Genomic DNA, 25,960 nt, shown 5'->3' on the forward strand with positions numbered 1-25,960 from the left:
GGCTCCTGTTTAAGTTAAGACTTGGTTTGTTCTGATGGCGCGTTGCCTGCGGCTTGCTGTTTATCATCAGAAGCTACTTCCTGCGCTTTTACCTGCACGCCTGGTTTGATTTTTTGCAGGCCGGTGACGATAACGCGATCGCCCGTTTTCAGACCGTCAGTGACCAGCCATTTATCGCCAATCGCCTGAGAAGCAGTGACCTGGCGGACTTCGACTTTATCGCCTTCCCCGACCACCATGACGCTGGCGTCGCCGCGCGGCGTACGGGTAACACCCTGTTGCGGTACCAGCAGGGCGTCAGGGTTAACCCCTTCTTCCAGACGGGCACGCACAAACATCCCCGGTAGCAGGGTGTGGTCCGGGTTCGGGAAAATCGCGCGCAGCGTGATAGAGCCGGTGGTCTGATCGACGGTGACATCCGAAAATTCCAGCGTGCCGGCCTGCGGATACTTAAGACCGTCATTCGTCACCAGCTCCACTTTCGCTTTGCCGTTTTCCTGTTTCAGGCGGCCATCGGCCAGCTCCTGTTTCAGGCGCAGGAAATCGTTGCTCGACTGGGTGACGTCAACATAGATCGGATCCAGCTGCTGAACAGTTGCCAGGGCGGTCGTTTGACCATTCTGCACCAGCGCCCCTTCGGTCACCGCGGATTTACCAATCCGGCCGCTGATCGGCGAGGTGACTTTGGTGTAGGCCAGATTGATGCGCGCAGTTTCCACGGCCGCTTTCGCTGCGACCACGGCCGCATTGCTCTGCTGTGCCGTCGCGACGGCGGTATCGTAGTCTTGTTGACTAATATATTTCGTGCCTAACAGTTTCTGATAACGCTTGACCGTCAGTTGATCCATGTTCGCCGCCGCCTGGGCTTTTGCCAGGTCGCCTTTGGCGCTGTCATAGCTGGCCTGATAGGTGGCGGGATCGATCTGATACAGGGAAACGCCGGCCTGGATATCGCTACCTTCCACGAAGTTACGTTTTAAAATAATGCCACTGACCTGAGGACGGACTTCCGCAATGCGATAGGCGCTGGTGCGGCCTGGCAGTTCGGTGGTTATTTGTAGAGGTGCGGATTTGAGCGTCACAATACCGACTTCCGGCATGTGCTGGGCTCCTTGTTGAGCCGGTTTATCGTCACATCCTGTTAGCGCTAAGCTGCCTGAGAGCATCAGAACGACCGCCAGAGGCGTTAACCCTCTGTTTTTGTTCATATGTAAACCTCGAGTGTCCAATTTCAAAATGTTCAGTGGCTCAAACAACCACAAACCCACTACAGTCTTTCTATTATGGTCATGCTATGGTACATACATTCACAAATGTATGTAAACGTAACCTCTGTAAAGTCATTAACCTATGGCACGAAAAACCAAACAACAGGCACGTGAAACCCGGCAACTGATTCTGGATGTTGCTCTGCGTCTGTTTTCGCAGCAAGGCGTATCATCTACCTCGTTGGCAACAATTGCAAAAGCTGCGGGTGTAACGAGGGGGGCTATCTACTGGCATTTCAAGAATAAATCAGATTTATTCAACGAAATTTGGGAGCTGTCAGACGCCAGTATTAGCGATCTCGAAATTGAGTATCGGGCAAAATTCCCCAACGATCCACTCTCAGTTATCAGGGAGATATTAGTCTATGTTCTTGAAGCGACAGTGACAGAGGAACGTCGACGATTAATGATGGAGATTATCTACCACAAGTGTGAGTTTGTCGGTGAGATGACCGTGGTGCAGCAGGCCCAGCGGCAGCTCTCCCTGGCGAGCTACGAGCGTATCGAGCAGACCTTAAAAGAGTGTATCGCCGCGAAGCTGTTGCCCGCCAATTTACTCACCCGGCGGGCGGCCGTGTTAATGCGCAGCTACCTTTCCGGACTGATGGAAAACTGGCTGTTTGCCCCTGATTCATTCGACCTGCATGCGGAAGCGCGAGACTACGTCGCCATCCTGCTGGAGATGTATCAGTTCTGTCCCACGCTACGCGGCCCGGAGAGCCTGACAGCTTAACGTTAGCGCGCGGATGAACGTGAATTTTTAGCGCCGTCCGCCGCTATTCGCCAGCGAAGAGAAGTGCTATTCTGCGCGCTTGCGACGACCCCCGGTATTCTCCGGCATTTGCATTCATTCATATTAACTATGCTGCACACGATCTCCAGGCAACGCGCCACGTTTATCTTTTTCATTACGCTGCTCTGCTTTATTGGCCTTTTCAGCCCAGTCCAGGGCCGCGCCGCGGACCTCCCTGACCGGGCAGAGGTGCAGAGCCAGCTCAATACGTTAAACAAGCAAAAAGAACTGACTCCCCAGGACAAACTGGTCCAGCAGGATTTGACCCAGACGCTGGAAACGCTGGATAAAATCGAGCGCATCAAAAGCGAGACGGCACAGCTGCGTCAGCAGGTCGAGCAAGCCCCGGCGAAGCTGCGCCAGGCGGTGGATAGTCTCAACAACCTGAGCGAGGTCCCTGACGACGCCGCCACGCGCAAAACGCTCAGTACGCTCTCTCTGCGTCAACTGGAGTCACGCGTCACCCAGACGCTGGACGATCTGCAGAATGCGCAAAACGATCTGGCGACCTATAACAGCCAGCTGGTTTCCCTGCAAACGCAGCCGGAACGTGTGCAGAACGCGATGTATAACGCCTCCCAACAGTTGCAGCAGATCCGCAATCGGCTGAATGGCACCTCGGTGGGCGACGAGACGCTGCGCCCGACCCAGCAGGTGCTGTTGCAGGCTCAACAGGCGCTGCTCAACGCGCAGATTGAGCAGCAGCGCAAGAGCCTCGAAGGCAACACCGTCCTGCAGGATACCCTGCAGAAGCAGCGTGACTACGTCACCGCCTGGAGCAACCGGCTGGAGCATCAGCTGCAGCTGCTGCAGGAGGCGGTGAACAGCAAGCGGCTTACGCTGACGGAGAAAACCGCCCAGGAGGCGGTCACCCCGGATGAAACCACGCGAATTCAGGCCAATCCGCTGGTCAAGCAGGAGCTGGATATTAACCATCAGCTCAGCGAGAAGCTGATCCAGGCGACGGAGAACGGTAACCAGCTGGTGCAGCGCAATATCCAGGTGAAGAACTGGCTCGACCGCGCGCTGCAGTCTGAACGGGATATTAAAGAGCAAATTTCAGTTCTGCGGGGGAGCCTGCTGCTGTCGCGCATTCTTTATCAGCAACAGCAGACGCTGCCGTCGGCGGACGAACTGCAGGATATGACCAACCGCATCGCCGACCTGCGGCTCGAGCAGTTTGAGGTGAACCAGCAGCGCGACGCGCTGTTCCAGAGCGACGCCTTTGTCGCCAAACTGGAGGAGGGGCACAGCAGCGAAGTGAACGATGAAGTCCACGCCGCGCTACTGGAAGTGATCGACATGCGCCGCGAACTGCTTGACCAGTTCAACAAACAGCTGGGGAACCAGCTGATGATGGCCATCAACCTGCAGATCAACCAGCAGCAGTTGATGAGCGTCTCGAGCAGTCTGAAGGAAATTCTGACCCAACAAATTTTCTGGGTGAACAGCAATAAACCGATGGACTGGGAGTGGATTAAGGCCTTCCCGGAAGCGCTGAAAGGTCAGTTTAAGGCGATGAAAATCACCGTGAACTGGGAAAAAGCGTGGCCCGCGGTGTTTATCGCTTTCCTGGCCGGTTTACCATTGCTGCTGATTGCCGGCCTGATCCGCTGGCGTCTGCAGTGGCTGAAGGATTATCAGGCTAAGCTTGCTTCCCAGGTGGGGCAGCTGCGCAACGATACCCAGCTGCATACGCCAAAGGCGATCCTGATCGACCTGATTCGGGCCTTGCCGGTGGTGCTGGTAATTTTGGCGATTGGCCTGATCTTACTCACCATGCAGCTTAATATCAGCGGACTGCTGTGGGCGTACAGTAAAAAGCTGGCCATGTTCTGGCTGGTCTTTGGTCTGTGCTGGAAAGTGCTGGAAAAGAACGGCGTGGCGGTCAGCCACTTCAATATGCCTGCGCAGTTGACCAGCCACTGGCGGCGACAAATTGTTCGCGTCAGCCTCGCGTTGCTGCCGCTGAATTTCTGGTCGGTGATTTCCGAGCTGTCGCCACTGAACCTGATGGACGACGTGCTGGGGCAGTTTGTGATTTTCTTCAATCTGCTGCTGATTGCCGTGCTGGTCTGGCCGATGTGTCGGGAAAGCTGGCGTGATAAAGAATCACACAGCCTGCGCCTGCTGACGATCACCGTGCTGTCTATTGTCCCGGTAGCCCTGATGGTGCTGACGGCGACCGGTTACTTCTACACCACGCTGCGCCTGGCGGGACGCTGGATCGAGACCGTGTATCTGGTGATGATCTGGAACCTGCTGTACCAGACCGTGCTGCGCGGTCTGAGCGTGGCGGCGCGACGTATCGCCTGGCGCCGGGCGCTGGCGCGCCGTCAGCATCTGGTGAAGGAGGGTGCGGAAGGCGCCGAGCCGCAGGAGGAGCCGACTATCGCTCTCGAGCAGGTCAACCAGCAGACGCTGCGCATCACCATGCTGGTGATGATCGCGCTGTTCGCGGTCATGTTCTGGGCGATTTGGTCTGATCTGATCACCGTTTTCGCCTATCTCGACAGCATTACCCTCTGGCACTACAACGGTACCGAAGCGGGGGCCAGCGTGGTGCGCAGCGTCACGATGGGCAGTCTGCTGTTTGCCATTGTGGCGTCGATGGTCGCCTGGGCGCTAATACGCAACCTGCCGGGTCTGCTGGAGGTGCTGGTTCTCTCGCGTCTCAATATGCGTCAGGGCACCTCCTACGCCATCACCACCATTCTTAACTATGCGATTATCGCCATCGGTGCGATGACGGTGTTCGGGTCGCTGGGCGTCTCCTGGGATAAACTACAATGGCTGGCGGCCGCGCTGTCGGTTGGTTTAGGTTTTGGCCTGCAGGAGATCTTCGGTAACTTCGTCTCCGGTCTGATTATTCTGTTCGAGCGTCCAGTGCGCATTGGGGATACGGTAACCATCGGCACCTTCTCCGGTACGGTAAGCAAAATCCGTATCCGCGCGACCACCATCACCGACTTCGATCGCAAAGAGGTGATTATCCCGAACAAGGCGTTCGTTACCGAGCGCTTGATCAACTGGTCGCTCTCCGACACCGTGACCCGGGTGGTGATCCGCCTCGGCGTCGCCTATGGCTCCGATCTGGATAAAGTGAAAGAGGTGCTGCTGAAGGCCGCGCACGATCATCCGAAAGTGATGCAGGAGCCGGCGCCTGCGGTTTTCTTCACCACCTTCGGGGCCAGTACGCTGGATCATGAACTGCGTCTGTATGTTCGTGAATTGCGCGATCGCAGCTACACGGTGGATGAGCTCAACCGCGCCATCGACCGCCTGTGCCGGGAAAATGACATCAACATTGCCTTTAACCAGCTGGAAGTTCATCTGCGCAATGAAAAAGGTGATGAAGTCACCGAAGTGAAGCGGGACGGGAAGGGGGACGATCTGGCGCCCACCACCGCGTCCTGATCGAAGAGGGGCGGCGCAAAGCCGCCCCTGCTGCATCAGGGTGCCAGCGCGGCGAGTTCCTCGTCGCTGAGTCCGGTGAGTTCCTGCACGGTTTGACGTTCGAGGCCGCGCGCCAGCATTCTGGCGGCGATGCTGCGAGTGGCGGCTTCTCGACCTTCCTGCTCACCCTCTTGCTGTCCCTGTTTACGGCCTTTTTCTTCCAGCCATTCGGCAATGGTCATCATCAGCTCCTTATGCCTGGGCGACTGCGCCGCCAGCGTGCGGATCAGCGCCCCCGGATGTTCCGTAGTTCCCGCCTGCAACATATAGCGCAGCAGCGTATTCAGCTGCGCTTCTGTCAGATAGCCTTGCGTCATCAGCGCAATCAGCGGCACCTGCAGCTCGGCCAGATCGCGATGGCGGATATGCTTTTGCAGCAGCTCCAGCATGGCCATCCGCCGATGACGGGCGATCTGATTATCTGGCATTACGGTGAGGTCCACCAGCGGAAAATCATTGCTATAGAGCGTCTTCGCCAGCGCCGGATCGGCGAATAGCTGTTGCCAGTTGCGAGCCCAGGGCCAGGGGCTCACTTTGCCGTGATAAAACAGAATGGGCACCACCAGCGGCAGCGTGTCGTGGCCGGCGTCCAGATGACGCTGCATGGCGGCCAGCGCATAGCGCAGCAGGCGAAATGCCATCAGCTTGTCCGGGGTACTCTGGTGCTCAATCAGCGCGTACACATAGCCCGGTCCATGACGCGTGCGCAGTGAGTAAAGGATATCGGAATAGCTGGCGCGCAGGTCCTCTTCAACAAAGCTGCCGGAGACCAGCTGCAGCGAATCCAGTTCGCAGATCGCCAGAAACGGCGCGGGGAGATACAACTGCAAAAAATCCTTCGCGACCGCCTGATGCATGAGCATCTGGCGAAACACCGCGTCGTGTGGGGTTTGACTGACTTTTTCCATCAATATTGTCTCCAGTGGCGTCATGCGCAGAGGACCAGACTGCCAGCACACTGCCGGAGACAACATCCTACTTCTCTGGGTTTTGCGACCCGCTTTCCGCGTTTTTTAACTTGTTTGCATAATCCCGCCTGACAATTTCCAGCGCGCCCAGCACGGTTTGCGCCGGGATCTGATGCGATTCCAGCAACATGATTAAATCGACGGCCAGTTTGACCTCATCGGATGCATTTTCCAGCGACATCGGGCTCTCCTGTTAGCGCGTCAGCCGCGCCAGTACGTTTTCAATCTTGTCCAGTGCCTGTCGGCAGCGCGCCAACCGGCCGCTGTAGGCTTCAACTTCTTTCCCCAGCCGCTGCTGCTCGTCAAGGCTGGTCGCCTGCGCCAGCTGACGCTGACGTTGGTCGCGCATCGCCAGCAGGCGGCGCTCATACTCCTGATGCTGCAGGCGACGGCGCTGCCAGCGGCTCAGCGTTGGCGACGCGTGGTCCCAACTGCGCAAGGACCAGGTGGCGGTTTCACGACGCAGCGCGGCGATTTGCGCCGCCAGACGTTCGGCAATCCAGACCACCTGCGGCAGTTGCTGGCGCTCGACGGCCTGGCTCAGTTGGGAAAAGTTTTGCCGGGCTTCCGCCAGATAGTCCTGCATCAGCGTGCTGCGGGTATGAAAGAGCTGACGGTCAAAGCGTGGGCTCAGGGTCGCGTGCTCCGCCAGCGGCGCCACCAGCGCGGCCAGCTCGCTGAGCTGATCGTTCAGCGTTTGTAAAAGTTGAGCTGTTTTCACCACACCTCTCCATTCCCTTCCAGCCAACTGTGCTACAGTAGCCTCATCTGTTTGATAACGATTCGCATTATGCCACCTGTTATTCTAACCATTATCGGCTGGCTGGCGGTAGCGCTGGGTACGCTGGGCATCTTCTTACCGTTGCTGCCGACGACGCCGTTTATTCTGCTCGCCGCCTGGTGCTTTGCCCGCTCATCGCCGCGCTTTCACCAGTGGCTGCTGTATCGCTCCTGGTTTGGCGGCTATCTTCGCCATTGGCAGCAGTACCGCGCGATGCCTCGCGGCGCCAAACCGCGCGCCATTGCGATGATCGTAGTGACTTTTGCTATTTCGCTGTGGCTGGTTAAGCTTACGTGGGTGCGCATCATGCTGTTGGTCATTCTGGCCTGCCTGCTGATCTTTATGTGGCGCATTCCGGTGGTTGACGCAAAGCAACAAAAGCACTGATGCGCAATAATGCCTGTTGCAATTGTTGCTGACAGCCAGTAAATTCTGGCGTTTTCGAGCGCGGGCAAGCCTGGTCAAAGGTTAAACAAATGTTTCTTTGGCCCCTTTTGCACGCCCGTGGGTAACACCGTTTCAATCAGGCATACACTTATGACCGCAACTGCACAGCAGCTTGAATATCTGAAGAACAGCATCCAGAGTATCGAGGATTATCCAAAACCTGGCATTCTTTTCCGCGATGTCACCAGCTTACTGGAAGACCCGAAGGCCTACGCGCTTAGCATTGAACTGCTGACCGAGCGCTACAAAGACGCGGGTATTACCAAAGTGGTAGGGACTGAGGCGCGTGGCTTCCTGTTCGGCGCCCCGGTTGCGCTGGCGCTGGGCGTGGGCTTTGTTCCGGTTCGCAAGCCGCGTAAGTTGCCGCGTGAAACCATTGCCGAGAGCTATGAGCTGGAGTATGGCACCGATCAGCTGGAGATTCACGTTGATGCGATCAAACCGGGCGACAAGGTGCTGGTGGTGGACGATCTGCTGGCGACCGGCGGCACCATCGACGCGACGGTCAAACTGATCCGCCGTCTCGGCGGCGAAGTGCACGATGCCGCTTTCATTATCAACCTGTTCGATCTGGGCGGCGAACAGCGCCTGGAGAAGCTGGGGATCCACTGCTACAGCCTGGTGCCGTTCCCGGGCCACTAAGCAAATCCCTCCACATAGCCTCGCCGATCGGGCGGGGCTGTGATAGCATGACCCCTTCGTGATTTCACCTTCCAGCGTTTCAGAGCCAGCCCATGAGTTATCAGGTCTTAGCCCGTAAATGGCGCCCACAAACCTTTGCTGACGTCGTCGGCCAGGAACATGTGCTGACCGCACTGGCGAACGGCTTGTCGTTAGGGCGCATTCATCACGCTTATCTCTTTTCCGGTACCCGCGGGGTCGGTAAGACCTCCATCGCCCGTCTGCTGGCGAAAGGGTTAAACTGTGAAACCGGCATCACCGCCACCCCCTGCGGCGTGTGCGATAACTGCCGGGAAATTGAACAGGGGCGTTTTGTCGATCTGATTGAGATTGACGCCGCCTCGCGCACCAAAGTCGAAGATACCCGCGACCTGCTGGATAACGTCCAGTACGCGCCGGCCCGCGGCCGCTTTAAGGTCTATCTCATCGACGAAGTCCATATGTTGTCGCGCCACAGCTTCAACGCGTTATTAAAAACGCTGGAGGAGCCGCCAGCACACGTCAAATTCCTGCTGGCGACGACGGATCCGCAGAAGCTGCCGGTGACGATCTTATCCCGCTGCCTGCAGTTCCATCTCAAAGCCCTGGATGTTGAACAGATCCGCCATCAGCTGGAGCATATTCTTGGCGAAGAGCAGATTGCCTTTGAACCCCGCGCGCTGCAGCTCTTGTCGCGGGCAGCCGACGGCAGCCTGCGCGATGCCTTAAGCCTGACCGATCAGGCGATTGCCAGTGGAGAAGGACAGCTGACGGCCGCATCGGTGAGCACCATGCTCGGCACCCTTGATGACGATCAGGCGCTGTCGCTGATTGAAGCGCTGGTCGCTGCCGACGGCGAGCGGGTGATGGCGGGCGTCAATGACGCCGCCGCACGCGGCGTCGAGTGGGAGGCGCTGTTGGTGGAGATGCAGAGCCTGCTGCACCGCATCGCCATGGTACAGCTGTCGCCTTCGGCGCTGGGCGCCGATATGGCCACGGTCGAAGTGCGGATGCGCGAACTGGCGCGAACCGTACCGCCGGGTGACGTTCAGCTTTACTACCAAACGCTGCTGATGGGCCGCAAAGAGCTGCCTTATGCGCCGGACCGGCGAATGGGCGTCGAAATGACGCTGCTCCGCGCGCTGGCGTTTCATCCGCGTAAGCCGCTTCCAGAGCCGGAAGTGCAGCCAGCACAGACCGCCGCGCCCGCGCCGCGTCAGCCGGTTGCCCCCGCTGCGCCGCCGCAGCAGCCGTCGCAGAGTTTGCCGCCGACCACCAGCCAGGTGCTGGCGGCCCGCAGCCACCTGCAGCGCAGCCAGGGAGCAACCACTCCAAAAAAGAGTGAACCGGCAGCCGCTTCCCGCGCGCGGCCGGTGAATAACGCTGCGCTGGAGCGACTGAGTTCGATTACCGAGCGCGTCCAGGCTCGTCCGGCGGCGGCTGCCCTTGAGCAGGCCCCGGCGAAGAAAGAGGCCTATCGCTGGAAGGCGACGACAGTGGTTGAAGAGGCCAAAGTCGAAGTCGCGACGCCAAAAGCGCTGAAAAAAGCGCTGGAGCATGAGAAGACGCCGGAGCTGGCGGCCAAGCTCGCCGAAGAAGCGGTCGAGCGCGACAGCTGGGCGGCGGAAGTGAGCCGGCTGGCGGTACCTAAGCTGGTCGAGCAGGTGGCGCTCAACGCGTGGAAAGAGCAGGAGGGCAGCCGCGTCTGTCTGCATCTGCGCCCCAGCCAGCGTCACCTCAATTCCACCGGCGCGCAGCAAAAGCTGGCTGAAGCGCTGGGGGTGTTGTACGGTACGCCGGTTGAATTGACCATCGTGGAAGATGATAATCCCGCGATGCGTACGCCGCTGGAGTGGCGGCAGGCTATTTATGAAGAAAAGCTCGCGCAGGCGCGCGAAGCCATTATCGCGGATAATAACATTCAGACCCTGCGTCGTTTCTTCGACGCCGATCTGGATGAAGAGAGTATCCGCCCCATTTGAACGCCAGTCTGACTGGCATTCAGTACCTTTAACGATGACTGACTGAGAGAGAAGCCTATGTTTGGTGGAAAAGGCGGCCTGGGTAACCTGATGAAGCAGGCCCAGCAGATGCAAGACAAAATGCAGAAGATGCAGGAAGAGATCGCTCAGCTGGAAGTGACCGGCGAATCCGGCGCGGGTCTGGTGAAAGTGACCATTAACGGCGCGCACAACTGCCGCCGTGTGGAAATCGACCCAAGCCTGCTGGAAGACGACAAAGAAATGCTGGAAGATCTGGTGGCTGCCGCGTTTAACGACGCCGCGCGCCGCATTGAAGAGACCCAGAAAGAGAAGATGGCTTCCGTTTCTGCCGGTATGCAGCTGCCGCCAGGCTTCAAGATGCCGTTCTGATGCAAACCAGCCCGCTGTTAACTCAGCTTATGGAAGCGCTGCGCTGTCTGCCGGGCGTTGGCCCGAAGTCGGCGCAGCGCATGGCGTTTACCCTGCTGCAGCGCGATCGCAGCGGCGGTATGCGCCTGGCGCAGGCGCTGACGCGCGCGATGTCGGAGATCGGCCACTGCGCCGATTGCCGCACCTTCACCGAGCAGGAGGTGTGCAATATCTGCAGCAACCCGCGTCGCCAGGAAAACGGCCAGATCTGCGTGGTGGAGAGTCCGGCGGACATCCACGCCATCGAGCAGACCGGGCAGTATTCCGGCCGCTACTTCGTGCTGATGGGGCACCTGTCGCCGCTCGACGGCATCGGGCCAGATGACATCGGGCTCGATCGCCTTGAACAACGGCTGGAAGCGGAGTCGATCACCGAGGTGATCCTTGCCACTAACCCGACCGTTGAGGGTGAGGCGACGGCCAACTACATCGCGGAGCTGTGCGCGCAGTATGGCATTGATGCCAGCCGCATCGCCCACGGCGTGCCGGTGGGCGGCGAGCTGGAAATGGTCGACGGCACCACGCTGTCCCACTCGCTGGCCGGTCGTCACAAGATTACTTTCTGAACAAATGGAGGCGGCCAGCGCCGCCTCCGCTTGAAAAATTTCCCCGCAGTCCCCATCTCCCACTCAACGGTTTTTTACCCCATTTAAAATGGCATTGTTGAGGTTGAATCAGATGAAAGGACAAGAAACTCGTGGTTTTCAGTCAGAGGTAAAGCAACTTCTGCACCTGATGATCCATTCCCTCTATTCCAACAAAGAAATCTTTCTGCGTGAGCTGATTTCCAACGCCTCTGATGCGGCCGATAAGCTGCGTTTCCGCGCGCTGTCGCAGCCGGATTTGTATGAGGGCGATGGCGAGCTGCGCGTACGGGTTTCGTTTGATAAAGACAACCGCACCCTGACCATCGCCGATAACGGTATCGGCATGAACCGGGAAGAGGTTATCGATCATCTCGGCACTATCGCCAAATCCGGCACCAAAGCGTTTCTGGAATCGATGGGTTCCGACCAGGCGAAAGACAGCCAGCTGATCGGCCAGTTCGGCGTCGGCTTCTACTCTGCCTTCATCGTGGCGGATAAAGTGACCGTGCGTACCCGTGCGGCGGGCGATAAACCTGAGAACGGCGTGTTCTGGGAATCCGCCGGCGAAGGGGAATACACTGTTGCCGACATCACCAAAGCCGATCGCGGCACCGAAATCACCCTGCATCTGCGTGAGGGCGAAGACGATTTCCTCAATGACTGGCGCGTGCGCTCCATCATCAGCAAGTATTCCGACCATATCGCGCTGCCGGTTGAGATTGAAAAGCAGGAAGAGAAAGACGGCGAAACCGTGATTTCGTGGGAAAAAATCAACAAGGCGCAGGCCCTGTGGACCCGCAGCAAGTCCGAAGTTAACGACGACGAATACAAAGAGTTTTACAAGCATATCGCTCACGACTACAGCGACCCGCTGACCTGGAGCCACAACCGCGTGGAAGGTAAGCAGGAGTACACCAGCCTGCTGTATATCCCGTCGCAGGCGCCGTGGGATATGTGGAACCGCGATCATAAACACGGCCTGAAGCTGTACGTGCAGCGTGTGTTCATTATGGACGACGCCGAGCAGTTTATGCCGAACTACCTGCGCTTCGTGCGTGGCCTGATCGACTCCAACGATCTGCCGCTGAACGTCTCCCGTGAAATCCTGCAGGACAGCAGCGTGACCCGCAACCTGCGTACCGCGCTGACCAAACGCGCGCTGCAGATGCTGGATAAGCTGGCGAAAGACGACGCTGAAAAATATCAAACTTTCTGGAAACAGTTCGGCCTGGTGCTGAAAGAGGGCCCGGCGGAAGATCCGAGCAACCAGGAAGCGATCGCCAAACTGCTGCGTTTCGCGACGACGCATACCGACTCCTCCGCGCAGACCGTGTCGCTGGAAGAGTATGTCTCGCGGATGAAAGAAGGCCAGGAGAAGATCTACTACATCACTGCCGACAGCTATGCGGCGGCGAAGAGCAGCCCGCACCTCGAACTGCTGCGTAAGAAAGGGATTGAAGTTCTGCTGCTCTCCGATCGCATCGACGAGTGGATGATGAGCTACCTGACCGAGTTCGACGGCAAAGCGTTCCAGTCGGTGGCGAAAGCCGACGAGTCGCTGGACAAGCTGGCGGATGAAGTGGACGAGTCCACAAAAGAAGCTGAAAAAGCGCTGGAGCCGTTCGTTGAGCGTGTGAAAAACCTGCTTGGCGACCGGGTGAAAGAGGTGCGTCTGACCCATCGTCTGACCGACACCCCGGCGATTGTCACTACCGATGCCGATGAGATGAGCACGCAGATGGCGAAGCTGTTCGCGGCAGCGGGCCAGGCGGCACCGGAAGTGAAATACATCTTCGAACTGAACCCGGCGCATCAGCTGGTGAAACGCGCCGCCGATACCCAGGATGACGCGCAGTTCGGCGAATGGGTGGAACTGCTGCTGGATCAGGCGCTGCTGGCCGAGCGCGGCACGCTGGAAGATCCGAACCAGTTTATCCGTCGTATGAACCAGCTGCTGGCTTCCTGACGCGAACCTGAACGAGTAGCCCGGCCGAGCGACGCGACGCCGGGAACGGGATAAATGCCCCGCCTGAGCAATTTGCTCCGGCGGGGCATTTCACATTGGATTGCATAAAATATCTCACCATTAACCGTTTCAGCCGCACCGCCTTCCTTGAGCCATCGCCGTTCTGGTGGTATGGTTTAGCGTTTTTGAAAAATTGAATCGACTTTTGAGGGGATTTTCGTAATGCGTATTATTCTGCTTGGCGCTCCGGGCGCGGGTAAAGGAACTCAGGCTCAGTTCATCATGGAGAAATACGGTATTCCGCAAATCTCCACCGGCGATATGCTGCGCGCGGCGGTAAAATCCGGCTCTGAGCTCGGTAAGCAAGCGAAAGACATTATGGACGCCGGCAAGCTGGTAACCGATGAGCTGGTCATCGCGCTGGTGAAAGAGCGTATCGCCCAGGAAGATTGCCGTAACGGCTTCCTGCTGGACGGCTTCCCGCGCACCATTCCGCAGGCTGACGCCATGAAAGAAGCGGGTATTACCGTTGATTACGTGCTGGAATTCGACGTGCCGGACGAACTGATCGTCGACCGCATCGTTGGCCGTCGCGTTCATGCGGCATCCGGTCGCGTATACCACATCAAATTCAATCCGCCGAAGGTGGAAGGCAAAGACGACGTGACCGGCGAAGAGCTGACCACCCGTAAAGACGACCAGGAAGAGACCGTGCGTAAGCGCCTGGTGGAATACCATCAGATGACAGCACCGCTGATCGGCTACTACACCAAAGAAGCGCAGGCGGGCAACACCAAATATGCCAAAGTCGACGGCACCAAAGCGGTAGCTGACGTGCGCGCTGAACTGGAAAAAATCCTCGGCTGATAAAGCCTTTTCTCATCCTGCTGCCGCAGGATGAGAACTCCTCTCATTTCTACCTTTTGCTATGATTGGTTCCGTTTAGCGCCATTTCAGCTACAATTGGCTGCGATTCAAATGGTTAAGAGGCGGTAATGCATCAGACGAAAACAGGTATCTTGCTGGCCAATTTAGGCACTCCCGATGCGCCCACCCCCGGTGCGGTGAAGCGCTATCTGCGACAATTCCTCAGCGACAAACGGGTGGTGGATACATCTCGTCTGCTATGGTGGCCGCTGCTGCGTGGCGTCATACTGCCGATTCGCTCCCCGCGCGTGGCGAAGCTCTATCAGTCCGTGTGGATGGAGGAGGGATCGCCGCTGATGGTATACAGCCGTCGCCAGCAGCAGGCGCTGGCCGCCAGGCTGCCGGATACGCCGGTGGCGCTGGGCATGAGCTATGGTTCGCCGTCGCTGGCCAGCGCGGTGGATGATTTACTGGCGCAGGGGGTGGGACACATCGTGGTGCTGCCGCTGTACCCACAATATTCCTGTTCGACGGTGGCCGCCGTCTGGGATGAGCTGGCGCGGATCCTTGCGAAAAAGCGCGCTATTCCGGGTATCTCGTTTATTCGCGACTATGCCGATCACCCGGACTATATCCATGCGCTGGCGGCCAGCGTGCGCGCCTCCTTCGCGGTGCACGGGGAACCCGATCTGCTGCTGCTCTCCTACCATGGGATCCCGCAGCGCTATGCCAACCAGGGCGATGATTATCCCCAGCGCTGTCGCGATACCACGCGGGAACTGGTTTCCGCGCTGGGGCTGCCGCCGGAGCGGGTGATGATGACCTTCCAGTCGCGCTTTGGCCGGGAACCCTGGCTGACGCCGTACACCGATGAGACGCTGAAGATGCTTGGCGAGCAGGGGACGAAGCATATTCAGGTGCTGTGCCCGGGGTTTGCCGCTGACTGTCTCGAAACGCTGGAAGAGATTGCCGTTCAGAACCGGGAAGTTTTCCTCGAAGCGGGTGGCGAGCAGTATGAATATATTCCGGCGCTAAATGCGGATGTGGCGCATATTGAGATGATGGTCAACCTGACGGCGCCTTATCGCTGATCGCGCGCAGGGCGGGGAATATGCTACTATTTCCCGCTTGTTCCCTGTTATTTAAGCGCCACTATGAAATTTCCCGGTAAACGCAAATCCAAACACTATTTTCCCGTCAACGCCCGCGACCCGCTGCTGCAGCAAATTCAGCCGGAGAATGAATCCAGCGTCTCCTGGGTGGTCGGTATCGACCAGACGCTGGTGGATATCGAAGCGAAAGTGGATGAAGCGTTTATCGTACGCTATGGTCTGAGCGCGGGCCACTCGCTGGTGATTGAAGATGACGTCGCCGAGGCGCTGTACCAGGAGCTGGTACGCAATAATCTCATTACCCATCAGTTTGCCGGCGGCACCATCGGCAATACCATGCATAACTACTCGGTGCTGGCGGACGATCGCTCGGTGCTGCTTGGCGTGATGTGCAGCAATATCGACATCGGCGGCTATGCCTATCGCTACCTGTGCAATACCTCCAGCCGCACCGATCTGAACTATCTGCAGGGCGTCGACGGCGCCATTGGCCGCTGTTTTACCCTGATCAGCGACAGCGGCGAGCGCACCTTCGCCATCAGCCCGGGTCACATGAACAAGCTGCGCCCGGAAAGCATTCCGGAAGCGGTGATCGCCGGCGCCTCGGCGCTGGTGCTCACCTCCTACCTGGTACGCTGCAAGCCGGGCGAGCCGATGCCAGACGCCACGATGAAAGCCATCGAGTACGCCAAAAAGCATGATGTGCCGGTGGTGTTAACTCTCGGAACTAAATACGTGATTGCCGATAACCCGGCGTGGTGGCAGCAGTTCCTGCAGGAGCATGTCTCGATTCTGGCGATGAATGAAGAAGAAGGGGAAGCCCTGACCGGTTTTGCCGATCCGCTGTCGGCGGCGGATAAAGCGCTGGACTGGGTCGACCTGGTGCTGTGCACTGCCGGTCCGGCGGGCCTGTATATGGCGGGCTTTACCGAAGAAGAGGCGAAGCGGAAAACCCAGCATCCGCTGCTGCCGGGGGCGATCCCGGAGTTTAACCAGTTTGAATTCAGCCGTGCGATGCGCCACCAGGATTGCGTTAATCCGCTGCGTATCTATTCACATATCGCCCCGTATATGGGCGGGCCTGAAAAAATCATGAATACCAACGGCGCTGGCGACGGCGCCCTGGCGGCGCTGCTGCATGACATCACCGCCAATAACTACCACCGCAATAACGTACCCAACTCCAGCAAGCACAAATGCAAATGGCTGACCTACTCCTCACTGGCGCAGGTGTGTAAATATGCCAACCGCGTGAGCTATCAGGTGCTGAACCAGCACTCGCCGCGTTTAACCCGCGGCCTGCCGGAGCGTGAGGACAGCCTGGAAGAGGCGTACTGGGATCGGTAAGCGCGCCCCTCTCCCGACGGGGAGAGGGCAGTACATCAGCCGGTGACCACTTCACCGGCCGGTGGCGTTTCCAGAAGCTGCAGCATGGCGCGGGCAATTTCCCGCTCGCCCATCACCACCTGATTAGCCCCGCGATCGATAATGTAGTCCACTTCATCATCGTAATGGGCGCGGGCGATGATCTCGATATTCGGGCATTTTTCCCGTGCGGAAGCGACAATCTCTCCGGCCTCGTAGCCGTTGGGGATAGTCAGCAGCAGCCAGCGGGCGCAGTCGAGATGCGCCAGTTCCATGATCTCTTCATTGGCGGCATTACCCAGCACCGCGCTGATCCCGCGCTCGCGTAACTCATCCACGCGGGTACGCGAGGTTTCAACCACCACCAGCGGGATCCCCTGGGCCATCAGCTTCTCGCCCAGCAGACTGCCGACGCGGCCGAAGCCAACCAGCAGCGCGTGGTTACAGATATCGACTGGCACCTGTTTCTCATCTTCCAGCACCTCTTCCAGCGTCTGCTCGTCGAGGGTTTCGGTTTTATCGAGATATTTTTCCAGCAGGGTAAACAGCACCGGGTTGAGCATAATCGAGATGATCGCCCCGGCCAGCACCAGGTTTTGTCCAGCCTGCGGCAGCAGGTTAAGCGCCATCCCCAGGCCGGCGAGAATAAAGGCAAACTCACCAATCTGCGCCAGGCTGGCGGCAATGGTCAATGCGGTACGCGGCGAATGACCAAACATACGCACGAGGAAAAAGGCGGCGGCGGATTTACCAAAGATAATAATCGCCAGTGTCGCCAGCACCGCCAGCGGCTGCTGCACCAGCACCATCGGGTCAAACAGCATGCCGACGGAGACAAAGAACAGCACCGCGAAGGCGTCGCGCAGCGGCAGGGTGTCATGGGCGGCGCGGTGGCTCAGCTCAGATTCGTTAAGCACCATGCCGGCGAAGAAGGCGCCAAGGGCGAAGGAGACATCAAACAGCTCCACGGCGCCGAAGGCGATGCCCAGCGCCAGGGCCAGCACCGACAGGGTGAACAGCTCGCGTGATCCGGTGGCGGCGCTGCGCGACATGATCCACGGCACCAACCGGCGACCGACCAGCATCATGATGGCGATAAAGGCCACCACTTTACCAATGGTGATCCCGAGGTCGAGGGCCAGAGAGGCGAAGCCAACGTCACCTTTCTCCGTCATCCCGGCAATCGCTGGCAGCAGGACCAGCGTCAGGACCATCACCAGGTCTTCTACAATCAGCCAGCCAATGGCAATCTGCCCGCGCTGACTGTCAATAAGCTGTCGCTCCTCGAGGGCACGCAGTAGCACCACGGTACTGGCGGTGGAGAGACACAGGCCAAAGACGATGCCGGTCATCAGCGACCAGCCAAGGGCGGCGGAGAGTGCCATACCCAACAGCGTCGCCACGGCTATCTGGGCGATGGCCCCGGGAATGGCGATCGACTTTACCGCCATCAGATCTTTCAGGGAAAAATGCAGCCCGACGCCGAACATCAGCAGGATCACGCCGAGTTCTGCCAGTTCAGGAGCCAGTTTGGTATCAGCAACAAAGCCTGGGGTGAAAGGTCCGGCCAGCACGCCCGCTAAGAGATATCCCACCAGAGGAGAAATACGTAGCTTATTGGCAATCATGCCGAGAATAAAGGCGAGCACGAGGCCGCCGACAATGGTGGTGATAAGCGGTGTTGCGTGGTGCATTCCGTCTCCTTTCCAGTGGTGTATCGGTCCATTTTGCTACCCTATCCGGGTAATAGTTTATGACAAAAACGTTCACTTTGTTTATGAATAATTCTTGAATTGTGCAAAAAAATGGAATTAACCGGCCAAAAGGCACAGAAGGGAAAATCGCGGAGGGAATGCGCGCATCAGGCTGATGGCGCAAGGGATAACGGCGGCCAGCGTTGCACTTTGGCCGCCGGATAATCAGGCTTTTTGCCGGTTATCAGGAAGAAATATCGTCAGGAAACCCAGCAGCGGCAGGAAGGCACAGATTTTATACACCAGATCGATACTGGTATGGTCCGCCAGCAGGCCCAGCACCGCGGCGCCAAGGCCACCCATGCCAAAGGCGAAGCCGAAGAACAGGCCAGAAACCATGCCGATTCGACCCGGCAGCAGCTCCTGCGCATAGACCAGGATAGCGGAAAAGGCCGAGGCGAGGATAAAACCAATAATCACCGTTAAAATCCCCGTCCATTCAAGGCTGGCGTAGGGTAAAATGAGGGTAAACGGCGCCACACCGAGGATAGAGCCCCAAATCACATATTTACGTCCAATTTTATCGCCAACTGGCCCGCCGATTACCGTCCCGGCGGCAACCGCGAACAGGAAGGCAAACAGATGAAGCTGGGCATTTTGCACCGATAATCCGAACTTATGCATCAGATAAAAGGTGTAATAGCTGCTAATGCTCGCCATATAGAAATATTTCGAGAAAATCAGCATCAGCAGAATACCTACCGCCAGAATCACCTTATTGCGCGGCAGCGGATTAACGATCAGCGGCTTCGGTTTGCCTTTATTCATACGGTGCTGTGCGGCATACCAGCGGCTGATTTGCGACAGCACCACAATAGCCAGCAGGGCGGCCAGCACGAACCAGGCGACGTTGCCTTTGCCATAGGGGGCGATAATCACCGCCGCCAGCAATGGACCAAGCGAGCTGCCGAAGTTGCCGCCGACCTGGAACAGCGACTGGGCCAGGCCGTGACGGCCGCCAGAGGCCATCCGCGCCACGCGGGACGATTCCGGATGGAAAACCGAGGAGCCGGTACCCACCAGCGCGGCAGCCAGCAGCACCATGCCGAAACTCCCGGCCAGCGCCAGCAGAATCAAACCGCAGAGGGTGAAGCACATGCCCACCGGCAGCGACCACGGCATCGAGCGTTTATCGGTGATGTAGCCAATCACCGGCTGGAATAGCGATGAGGTGAGCTGGAAGGTGAGGGTGATCATCCCGATCTGCACGAAGGTAAGGGAGAACTCCGCCTGCAGCAGCGGGTAAATCGCCAGGATGAGCGACTGGATCATATCGTTAAGCAAATGGGACAGGCTGATCGCGCCTAAGATGCCAAACGAGGTGCGTGCTTTTTGCGGCGGCGCAGCAGGGCCGGACAGGGGTTGAGCGGTCTGATTGATTGCCATAGGTTCACGTCACTTTTTTATATAGCTTTCGTCATTTTTACGCCATGGCGACGACCCTGATTTTCCCGGCTACTACATGGGAAATATAACCAACGGGCTGACGCAATGCCATACAACGCGAAGGCGTATAGAGGATGCAGGTGGAATTATTATCCGACTAACATACCTGTCCTTAGGGGTTGAAGGAAGTCGCAATTCTGAAAACATATTTGTCAACGCGACTAACTCGCTATACTTTCGGCACTTGGGATTAAGTCAGGGAGTGAAGCATGCATTATTTTAAACATCGCGTAGCGCTGGCGTTATTTGCCGCCTTATCGCTGGGCAGCCTGTCCGCACAGGCCTATGAGCAGGATAAAACCTATAAAATTACCATCCTGCACACCAACGATCATCACGGCCATTTCTGGCGCAATGACTACGGCGAATATGGTCTGGCGGCGCAGAAAACGTTGGTCGATGGCATCCGGAAAGAAGTGGCGGCGGAAGGGGGGAGCGTCCTGCTGTTATCCGGCGGCGATATTAATACCGGCGTGCCGGAGTCTGATTTACAGGATGCAGAGCCCGATTTTCGCGGCATGAACCTGATCGGCTACGACGCAATGGCGGTGGGGAACCATGAATTTGATAATCCGCTGAGCGTGCTGCGCCAGCAGGAAAAGTGGGCTAAGTTCCCGTTCCTGTCGGCCAATATTTATCAGAAAAGCACCGGCGAACGGCTGTTCAAACCCTGGGCGCTGTTTAAGCGCGGCGGGCTGAAAATCGCGGTGATTGGCTTAACCACCGACGATACGGCCAAGATTGGCAATCCGGAATATTTCACCGATATCGAATTCCGCAAACCGGCGGAAGAGGCGAAGCTGGTGATCCAGGAGCTGCAGCAGAATGAAAAGCCGGACGTGATCCTGGCCACCACCCATATGGGCCATTACGACAATGGCAACCACGGCTCTAACGCGCCGGGCGACGTTGAAATGGCGCGGAGTTTACCTGCGGGATCGCTGGCGATGATCGTCGGCGGTCACTCGCAGGATCCGGTATGCATGGCGTCGGAAAATAAAAAGCAGGTCGATTATGTGCCAGGCACCCCGTGCGCGCCGGATCGTCAGAACGGCATCTGGATCGTCCAGGCGCATGAGTGGGGCAAATACGTCGGCCGCGCCGATTTTGAGTTCCGCAACGGCGAGATGAAGCTGGTGCATTATCAGTTGATCCCGGTGAACCTGAAGAAAAAAGTGACTTACGATAACGGCCAAAGCGAGCGGGTGCTGTATACGCCGCAGATCGCAGAGAACCCGCAGATGATGTCGCTGCTGACGCCATTCCAGAACAAAGGCAAAGCGCAGCTGCAGGTCAAAATCGGTAGCGTGAATGGTCATCTGGAGGGCGACCGCAGTAAAGTGCGCTTTGTGCAGACCAATATGGGGCACCTGCTGCTGGCGGCGCAGATGGCGCGCAGCAACGCGGATTTCGCGGTGATGAGCGGCGGTGGGATCCGCGACTCCATCGAGGCGGGGGATATCACCTATAAGGATGTGATGAAGGTCCAGCCGTTCGGCAATGTGCTGACCTATGTCGATATGAGCGGCAAGGAGGTGGTGGATTACCTGACCGCCGTCGCGCAGATGAAGCCGGATTCCGGCGCCTATCCGCAGTTTGCCAACGTCAGCTTTGTAGCCAAAGATGGCAAACTGAACGATCTGAAAATCAAAGGCGAACCGGTGGATCCGGCGAAGACCTACCGGATGGCGACGCTGAGCTTTAACGCTACCGGCGGCGATGGCTATCCGAACATTGCCGATAAACCCGGGTATGTGAATACCGGCTTTATCGATGCCGAAGTGCTGAAAGAGTATATCGAGAAGAACTCGCCGCTGGATGCGGCAGCCTACGAGCCGAAAGGCGAGGTGAGCTGGCAGTAGGTCTGAGCTTCAGGTTGGCTATTTCCCCGGTGGCGCTGCGCTTACCGGGGCTACGAGTTGGATAACCCGGATAAGGCGCGTGCGCCGCTATCCGGGATGGTGTGCTCAATCGCGGCGGGCGATATCGGCGAACTTCGCGTCCAGAAGCTGCGCCAGATCGCTGGCCGCCAGCTCAATATCCAGACCGCGTTTGCCGCCGGAAATATAGATGGTGGCAAATTCCTGCGCCGGAGCGTCAATCACCGTCGGCAGGCGCTTCTTCTGCCCCAGCGGACTGATACCGCCCACCAGATAGCCGGTGATACGCTGCGCCACCATCGGGTCGGCCATGTCGACTTTCTTGGCGCCCAGCGCTTTCGCCACTTTCTTCAAATCCAGCTGCCCGGCGACCGGGGTGACGGCGACCGCCAGATGCTTCATATCGCCGTTAACGGCGACCAGCAGGGTCTTGTAAACCTGGTCGGCATTGAGGCCGAGCTTGCGCACCACTTCATCTCCGAAGTTGGTCTCATTGGGATCGTGATCGTAACTGTGGATCTGAAAGGGGATTTTGTTTTTTTCGAGTAATTTAACGGCGGGAGTCATAGCTATCCTTCTTACCAACCGGTTTTGCGTGACGTCAGAATACGCCCGCAGGTTGTCTAAAAAATAGTACCATCTTGCGCAATAGTGTTGGCAGTGATGGTCACTTTGAGCGACAATCAGACGATCCGGGATGCAAATCCCGGGATAATAATAATGATGAAATTCCTCTTTGACGGGCCAATAGCAATATTGGCCATTTTTTTAGGTCAGCATATCCGGCAGATTCCCTTCGCCATACAGGTGCAGCGCGCCGACGGCAACCACGTAGCGCCCCGGCGGCAAGGCCAGCAGCGTCTCGCGCCAGGCGAGATTGCGCTGGTGCATCAGCACATCATACAAAGACTGACTAAAGGTCGTCGGCAGCGATACCGCGCCGCGCGATGGCGGTTGCTCCAGCCACCAGCCGATCATCACCTGTAGCAGGCGGGCATTGGTCCGCCAGTGGCTCAGCGTATCCTCCAGCAGCGCCATCCCCCCGTCGGGCAGATCGCGCAGCAGCGCGATTTGGCTGTCGGCGCCTTCCAGCTCCATCACCGTTATGTTGCTCTCGCGGGCGGCCATCAGCAACTGATAATCGATGCCGTAATCCGGTCGCAGTCCCAGCTTCTGCGCCTGGGTGGCTTGTAGCACCATCGCCACCTGCCACAGCGGCTGGCTGTCGAACAGCCCGACCGACAGGCCCAGCTCGCCGGCTCGCGCCTCTAGCTCACTCAACTGCGCATCGCTCAGACGTTCTGCCAGCGGCGGGTAAGAGGGAAGGTTGCTAAACGGGGTTTCATTGCCGCTGATATCGGCCTCGACGATTAACGCATCGGCCTGGCGTATTTTTTTCAGAAGCTTCGCCGGCGGCGGCGCCATGTCGCGGGTGCCCATATGGATGCTGCCGACGAGGTGCAAATAGCGTTCGCCGGGCAGAACGATATCCATCGCAGGCCAGGAATAAGACGAGCCGACGGCGGCTCGCCACAGCATTTTTATCCGGTTTAACAGGCCCATACGCGCTCCGAAGTGTGAGGCATTCATGCTAGCGCATATGGTGATACACGTCACCCTTCCGGCGGGCTTTTCTTGTGTCAGCAAAAATACAGGCGCCGAACAACGTCGGCGCCCGTTTCATCTGACGGCGTTTACTCTTTTGGTTTAAAGCGCAGCAGGCGGTTGGCGTTACTCACCACGGTGATCGACGACAGCGCCATCGCCGCGCCGGCGACCACCGGGTTGAGCAGGGTGCCGGTCAGCGGCCAGAGGATCCCGGCGGCAATCGGGATACCCAGCGAGTTGTAGACAAACGCGCCCAGCAGGTTCTGCTTCATATTGCGTAAGGTCGCCTTCGAAATCGCCAGCGCATCGGCCACGCCGTGAAGACTATGGCGCATCAGGGTGATCGCCGCGGTTTCAATAGCGACATCGCTGCCGCCGCCCATGGCGATCCCGACATCCGCCTGGGCCAGCGCCGGAGCGTCGTTAATGCCGTCGCCAACCATCGCCACTTTGTGCCCCTGGCTCTGCAGTCGTTTAATGGCATCGGCTTTACCGTCCGGCAGCACGCCAGCGATCACTTCATCAATGCCGGCTTCTTTGGCGATGGCCTTCGCGGTGGTGGGATTATCCCCGGTAAGCATCACCAGCCGGTAGCCCTGCCGATGCAGGCGGGCCAGGGCGTCGACGCTGTCTTCGCGCAGCGGGTCACGGATGGCGAACAGCGCGGCCGCCTGACCATCCACCGCCAGCAGCACCGGCGTGGCGCCGCGCGAGGCCTGCGCCGTCATCTCGCTTTCTATATCGCCGGTGGCGATATGCTGCTCGTTGAGCAGCGCCTGGTTGCCGAGCAGCAGGCGATGACCTTCCGCTTCGCCGCTGACGCCAAGGCCGCGCAGGGTGCGGAAGCCGCTCACTTCCGGCAACGAACTGTCGGCGGCTTTATCGAGGATCGCTCGCGCCAGCGGATGACTTGAGCCCTGCTCCAGCGCGGCGGCAAGACGCAGCGCGGTATGCTCATCAACGCCAGCGAAAGTTTTCACCGCCACCACCTGCGGCTTGCCTTCGGTCAGGGTGCCGGTTTTATCGAACACCAGGGTGTCGAGTTCACTGGCGCGCTGCAGCGCATCGGCATCGCGCACCAGCACACCGTACTCCGCCGCCCGGCCAACGCCGGAGATAATCGACATCGGCGTCGCCAGGCCTAACGCGCACGGACAGGCGATAATCAGTACCGTGGTGGCAATGACCAGGGTATAGACGATCTGCGGCGCCGGGCCGAAGACGTACCAGATCGCGGCGCTGATCAGCGCAATGGCGACTACCGCCGGAACAAATACGGCGGAGATTTTATCCGCCAGCTGGCCGATCTCCGGCTTGCTGCTCTGCGCCTGGCGCACCATACGGATAATTCTTGCCAGCGTGGTCTGGCTGCCGACGGCGCTGGCGGTGAACAGCACGCTGCCGTCCTGCACCACGGTGCCGGCGTGAATGGCATCGCCATCGCCTTTTTGCTGTGGCACCGGTTCGCCGGTGAGCATCGCTTCATCAAACCAGGCTTCGCCCTGGCTTATCACGCCGTCGACCGGGACGCGGTCGCCGGTGGTCAGGCGCAGCGTCATACCCGCCTGAACTTCCGCGAGCGGCAGATCCTTTTCCCCCTCAGGGGTCACCACGCGGGCTGAAGGTGGCGTCAGATCGAGCAGTTTCTCCAGCGCTTTCGAGGAGCGCTGGCGGGCGCGGGCCTCCAGCATATGGCCGAGGTTAATCAGGCCGATAATCATCGCGCTGGCTTCGTAATACAGATGCCGGGCTTCCATCGGAAACCACTGCGGCCACAGGTTGACGCTCATCGAGTACAGCCAGGCGACGCCGGTGCCGAGCGCCACGAGCGTATCCATGGTGGCGGTGCCGTTTTTCAGGCTTTTCCACGCGCTGCGGTAGAAGTGGCCGCCGGCAAAGACCATGACAGCGAGGGTGACAAGGCCGATAACCAGCCACAGCGAACGGTTGTCATCGCTGACCATCATGTTATCGCCGATCATCCCCCAGACCATCACCGGCACGCCGACCAGCAGGGCGACAATCGCCTGCCAGCGAAAACGCTTCATCGTAGCAATAGCGGTTTCCTGCTGGCGTTCGCGGCGTTGCAGATCGTCTTCGATCGCCTCCGCGCCATAGCCGGCTTTCTCCACCGCCTGCACTAATTCTGCGGCGGACGCACTGCCCATCACCAGCGCCGTGCGTTCCGCCAGGTTAACCCGCGCCTGTGAGACGCCCGGCACCGCGGCAAGCGCGTTTTGTACCCGGGAGACGCAGCTGGCGCAGCTCATGCCGTTGATCAGCAGCTGTTGACTGTCATCTTCGTCATGGGCTGCCGGAAGCTCAGGAGTGGCCGCTGTCAGTGCTTCCGACGGGATTGATGATTCTGCCAGCGGTTTAGCCTTTGGGTGGCTGAGCTCCGCGCCGTATCCGGCTTGTTTCACGGTATCAATCAGCGCTTGCGCGCTGGCGCTGCCCGTGACATGGGCTTCAGTGAGGGTCACCTCGGCTTGCTCAACGTCAGGACGCTGCTCCAGACTCTCTTTCACGCGTTTGACGCAGTGGCCGCAGGAGAGGCCATCCAGCGTCAGGTCGATAGTGTTAGACATAAA

Annotated in this window: 21 protein-coding genes and 1 other annotated feature; of the genes, 12 read left to right on the forward strand and 9 right to left on the reverse strand. The window is 58.5% G+C overall.

Annotated elements, in window-relative coordinates:
- Positions 1-14: 14 nt before the first annotated feature.
- Entirely contained in the window at positions 15-1,208 is a 1,194-nt protein-coding gene (gene acrA, locus SPE70_RS05690; protein WP_008805438.1) for a multidrug efflux RND transporter periplasmic adaptor subunit AcrA, read from the reverse strand.
- A gap of 142 nt (positions 1,209-1,350) precedes the next feature.
- On the opposite strand from acrA, the gene acrR reads away from it, so the two are divergent.
- Both acrR and mscK read left to right on the forward strand, forming a co-directional pair.
- Complete coding sequence (gene acrR / locus SPE70_RS05695) at positions 1,351-2,001, forward strand: multidrug efflux transporter transcriptional repressor AcrR (protein ID WP_008805439.1); 651 nt, start codon at positions 1,351-1,353, stop codon at positions 1,999-2,001.
- 129 nt (positions 2,002-2,130) lie between these two features.
- Positions 2,131-5,478, forward strand: a complete 3,348-nt coding sequence (gene mscK, locus SPE70_RS05700; protein WP_012968812.1) for a mechanosensitive channel MscK — start codon at positions 2,131-2,133, stop codon at positions 5,476-5,478.
- A gap of 35 nt (positions 5,479-5,513) precedes the next feature.
- Here mscK and SPE70_RS05705 read toward each other — a convergent pair whose 3' ends face one another.
- The 3 genes from SPE70_RS05705 to priC form a co-directional block, all read right to left on the reverse strand.
- Entirely contained in the window at positions 5,514-6,425 is a 912-nt protein-coding gene (locus tag SPE70_RS05705) for an Rpn family recombination-promoting nuclease/putative transposase (RefSeq protein ID WP_043875730.1), read from the reverse strand.
- Positions 6,426-6,492: 67 nt separating this feature from the next.
- Entirely contained in the window at positions 6,493-6,666 is a 174-nt protein-coding gene (gene rsmS, locus SPE70_RS05710; RefSeq protein ID WP_008805442.1) for a pleiotropic regulatory protein RsmS, read from the reverse strand.
- A 12-nt stretch (positions 6,667-6,678) separates the two neighbouring features.
- On the reverse strand, positions 6,679-7,206 hold the full coding sequence (gene priC / locus SPE70_RS05715; protein WP_016160398.1) for a primosomal replication protein N'': 528 nt from the start codon (positions 7,204-7,206) through the stop codon (positions 6,679-6,681).
- 69 nt (positions 7,207-7,275) lie between these two features.
- Here priC and SPE70_RS05720 point away from each other — a divergent pair, with 69 nt between their 5' ends.
- From SPE70_RS05720 to SPE70_RS05760, 9 genes are all read left to right on the forward strand, one after another.
- Positions 7,276-7,653, forward strand: a complete 378-nt coding sequence (locus SPE70_RS05720; protein WP_008805444.1) for a DUF454 family protein — start codon at positions 7,276-7,278, stop codon at positions 7,651-7,653.
- 150 nt (positions 7,654-7,803) lie between these two features.
- Positions 7,804-8,355: an adenine phosphoribosyltransferase gene (gene apt / locus SPE70_RS05725; RefSeq protein ID WP_012542663.1), complete on the forward strand. Its 552-nt coding sequence runs from the start codon at positions 7,804-7,806 to the stop codon at positions 8,353-8,355.
- A 92-nt stretch (positions 8,356-8,447) separates the two neighbouring features.
- A complete protein-coding gene (gene dnaX / locus SPE70_RS05730) occupies positions 8,448-10,355 on the forward strand; it encodes a DNA polymerase III subunit gamma/tau (RefSeq protein ID WP_012968809.1) in 1,908 nt (635 codons plus the stop codon).
- Positions 9,688-9,752 (forward strand) — a sequence feature (DnaX frameshifting element). It overlaps the preceding gene by 65 nt.
- A 57-nt stretch (positions 10,356-10,412) precedes the next feature.
- On the forward strand, positions 10,413-10,745 hold the full coding sequence (locus SPE70_RS05735) for a YbaB/EbfC family nucleoid-associated protein (protein WP_008805448.1): 333 nt from the start codon (positions 10,413-10,415) through the stop codon (positions 10,743-10,745).
- Positions 10,745-11,350 (forward strand): recombination mediator RecR, encoded by a 606-nt coding sequence (gene recR, locus SPE70_RS05740; protein ID WP_049009421.1) that lies wholly within the window; start codon positions 10,745-10,747, stop codon positions 11,348-11,350. Before SPE70_RS05735 ends, recR begins: the two co-directional genes overlap by 1 nt.
- Positions 11,351-11,462: 112 nt before the next feature.
- A complete protein-coding gene (htpG, locus tag SPE70_RS05745; protein ID WP_012542661.1) occupies positions 11,463-13,337 on the forward strand; it encodes a molecular chaperone HtpG in 1,875 nt (624 codons plus the stop codon).
- Positions 13,338-13,559: 222 nt separating this feature from the next.
- On the forward strand, positions 13,560-14,204 hold the full coding sequence (gene adk / locus SPE70_RS05750) for an adenylate kinase (protein ID WP_002892184.1): 645 nt from the start codon (positions 13,560-13,562) through the stop codon (positions 14,202-14,204).
- A gap of 128 nt (positions 14,205-14,332) precedes the next feature.
- Positions 14,333-15,295 (forward strand): ferrochelatase, encoded by a 963-nt coding sequence (hemH, locus tag SPE70_RS05755; RefSeq protein ID WP_008805451.1) that lies wholly within the window; start codon positions 14,333-14,335, stop codon positions 15,293-15,295.
- Positions 15,296-15,358: 63 nt separating this feature from the next.
- On the forward strand, positions 15,359-16,663 hold the full coding sequence (locus tag SPE70_RS05760) for an inosine/guanosine kinase (RefSeq protein ID WP_008805452.1): 1,305 nt from the start codon (positions 15,359-15,361) through the stop codon (positions 16,661-16,663).
- 35 nt (positions 16,664-16,698) lie between these two features.
- On the opposite strand, the gene ybaL is transcribed toward SPE70_RS05760, so the two are convergent.
- Together ybaL and SPE70_RS05770 are read right to left on the reverse strand one after the other, a co-directional pair.
- Entirely contained in the window at positions 16,699-18,375 is a 1,677-nt protein-coding gene (ybaL, locus tag SPE70_RS05765) for a YbaL family putative K(+) efflux transporter (RefSeq protein ID WP_008805453.1), read from the reverse strand.
- A 225-nt stretch (positions 18,376-18,600) separates the two neighbouring features.
- Complete coding sequence (locus tag SPE70_RS05770) at positions 18,601-19,821, reverse strand: MFS transporter (RefSeq protein WP_044613469.1); 1,221 nt, start codon at positions 19,819-19,821, stop codon at positions 18,601-18,603.
- A gap of 269 nt (positions 19,822-20,090) precedes the next feature.
- Between SPE70_RS05770 and ushA the strand changes: the two genes are divergently transcribed.
- Complete coding sequence (gene ushA, locus SPE70_RS05775; protein WP_032753778.1) at positions 20,091-21,743, forward strand: bifunctional UDP-sugar hydrolase/5'-nucleotidase UshA; 1,653 nt, start codon at positions 20,091-20,093, stop codon at positions 21,741-21,743.
- A gap of 105 nt (positions 21,744-21,848) precedes the next feature.
- Here ushA and ybaK read toward each other — a convergent pair whose 3' ends face one another.
- From ybaK to copA, 3 genes are all read right to left on the reverse strand, one after another.
- Entirely contained in the window at positions 21,849-22,328 is a 480-nt protein-coding gene (gene ybaK, locus SPE70_RS05780; protein WP_004204728.1) for a Cys-tRNA(Pro)/Cys-tRNA(Cys) deacylase YbaK, read from the reverse strand.
- 201 nt (positions 22,329-22,529) lie between these two features.
- On the reverse strand, positions 22,530-23,324 hold the full coding sequence (locus SPE70_RS05785; RefSeq protein WP_012542659.1) for a TraB/GumN family protein: 795 nt from the start codon (positions 23,322-23,324) through the stop codon (positions 22,530-22,532).
- Between the two features lie 131 nt (positions 23,325-23,455).
- Positions 23,456-25,957 carry a copper-exporting P-type ATPase CopA gene (copA, locus tag SPE70_RS05790; protein WP_046882303.1) on the reverse strand — a complete coding sequence of 834 codons (2,502 nt, stop codon included), beginning with the start codon at positions 25,955-25,957 and terminating at the stop codon, positions 23,456-23,458.
- Between the last annotated feature and the right edge of the window lie 3 nt (positions 25,958-25,960).

This window comes from Klebsiella sp. ZJOU C1, assembly GCF_035620215.1.
In the GTDB taxonomy this organism is placed as follows: Bacteria; Pseudomonadota; Gammaproteobacteria; order Enterobacterales; family Enterobacteriaceae; genus Klebsiella; species Klebsiella variicola.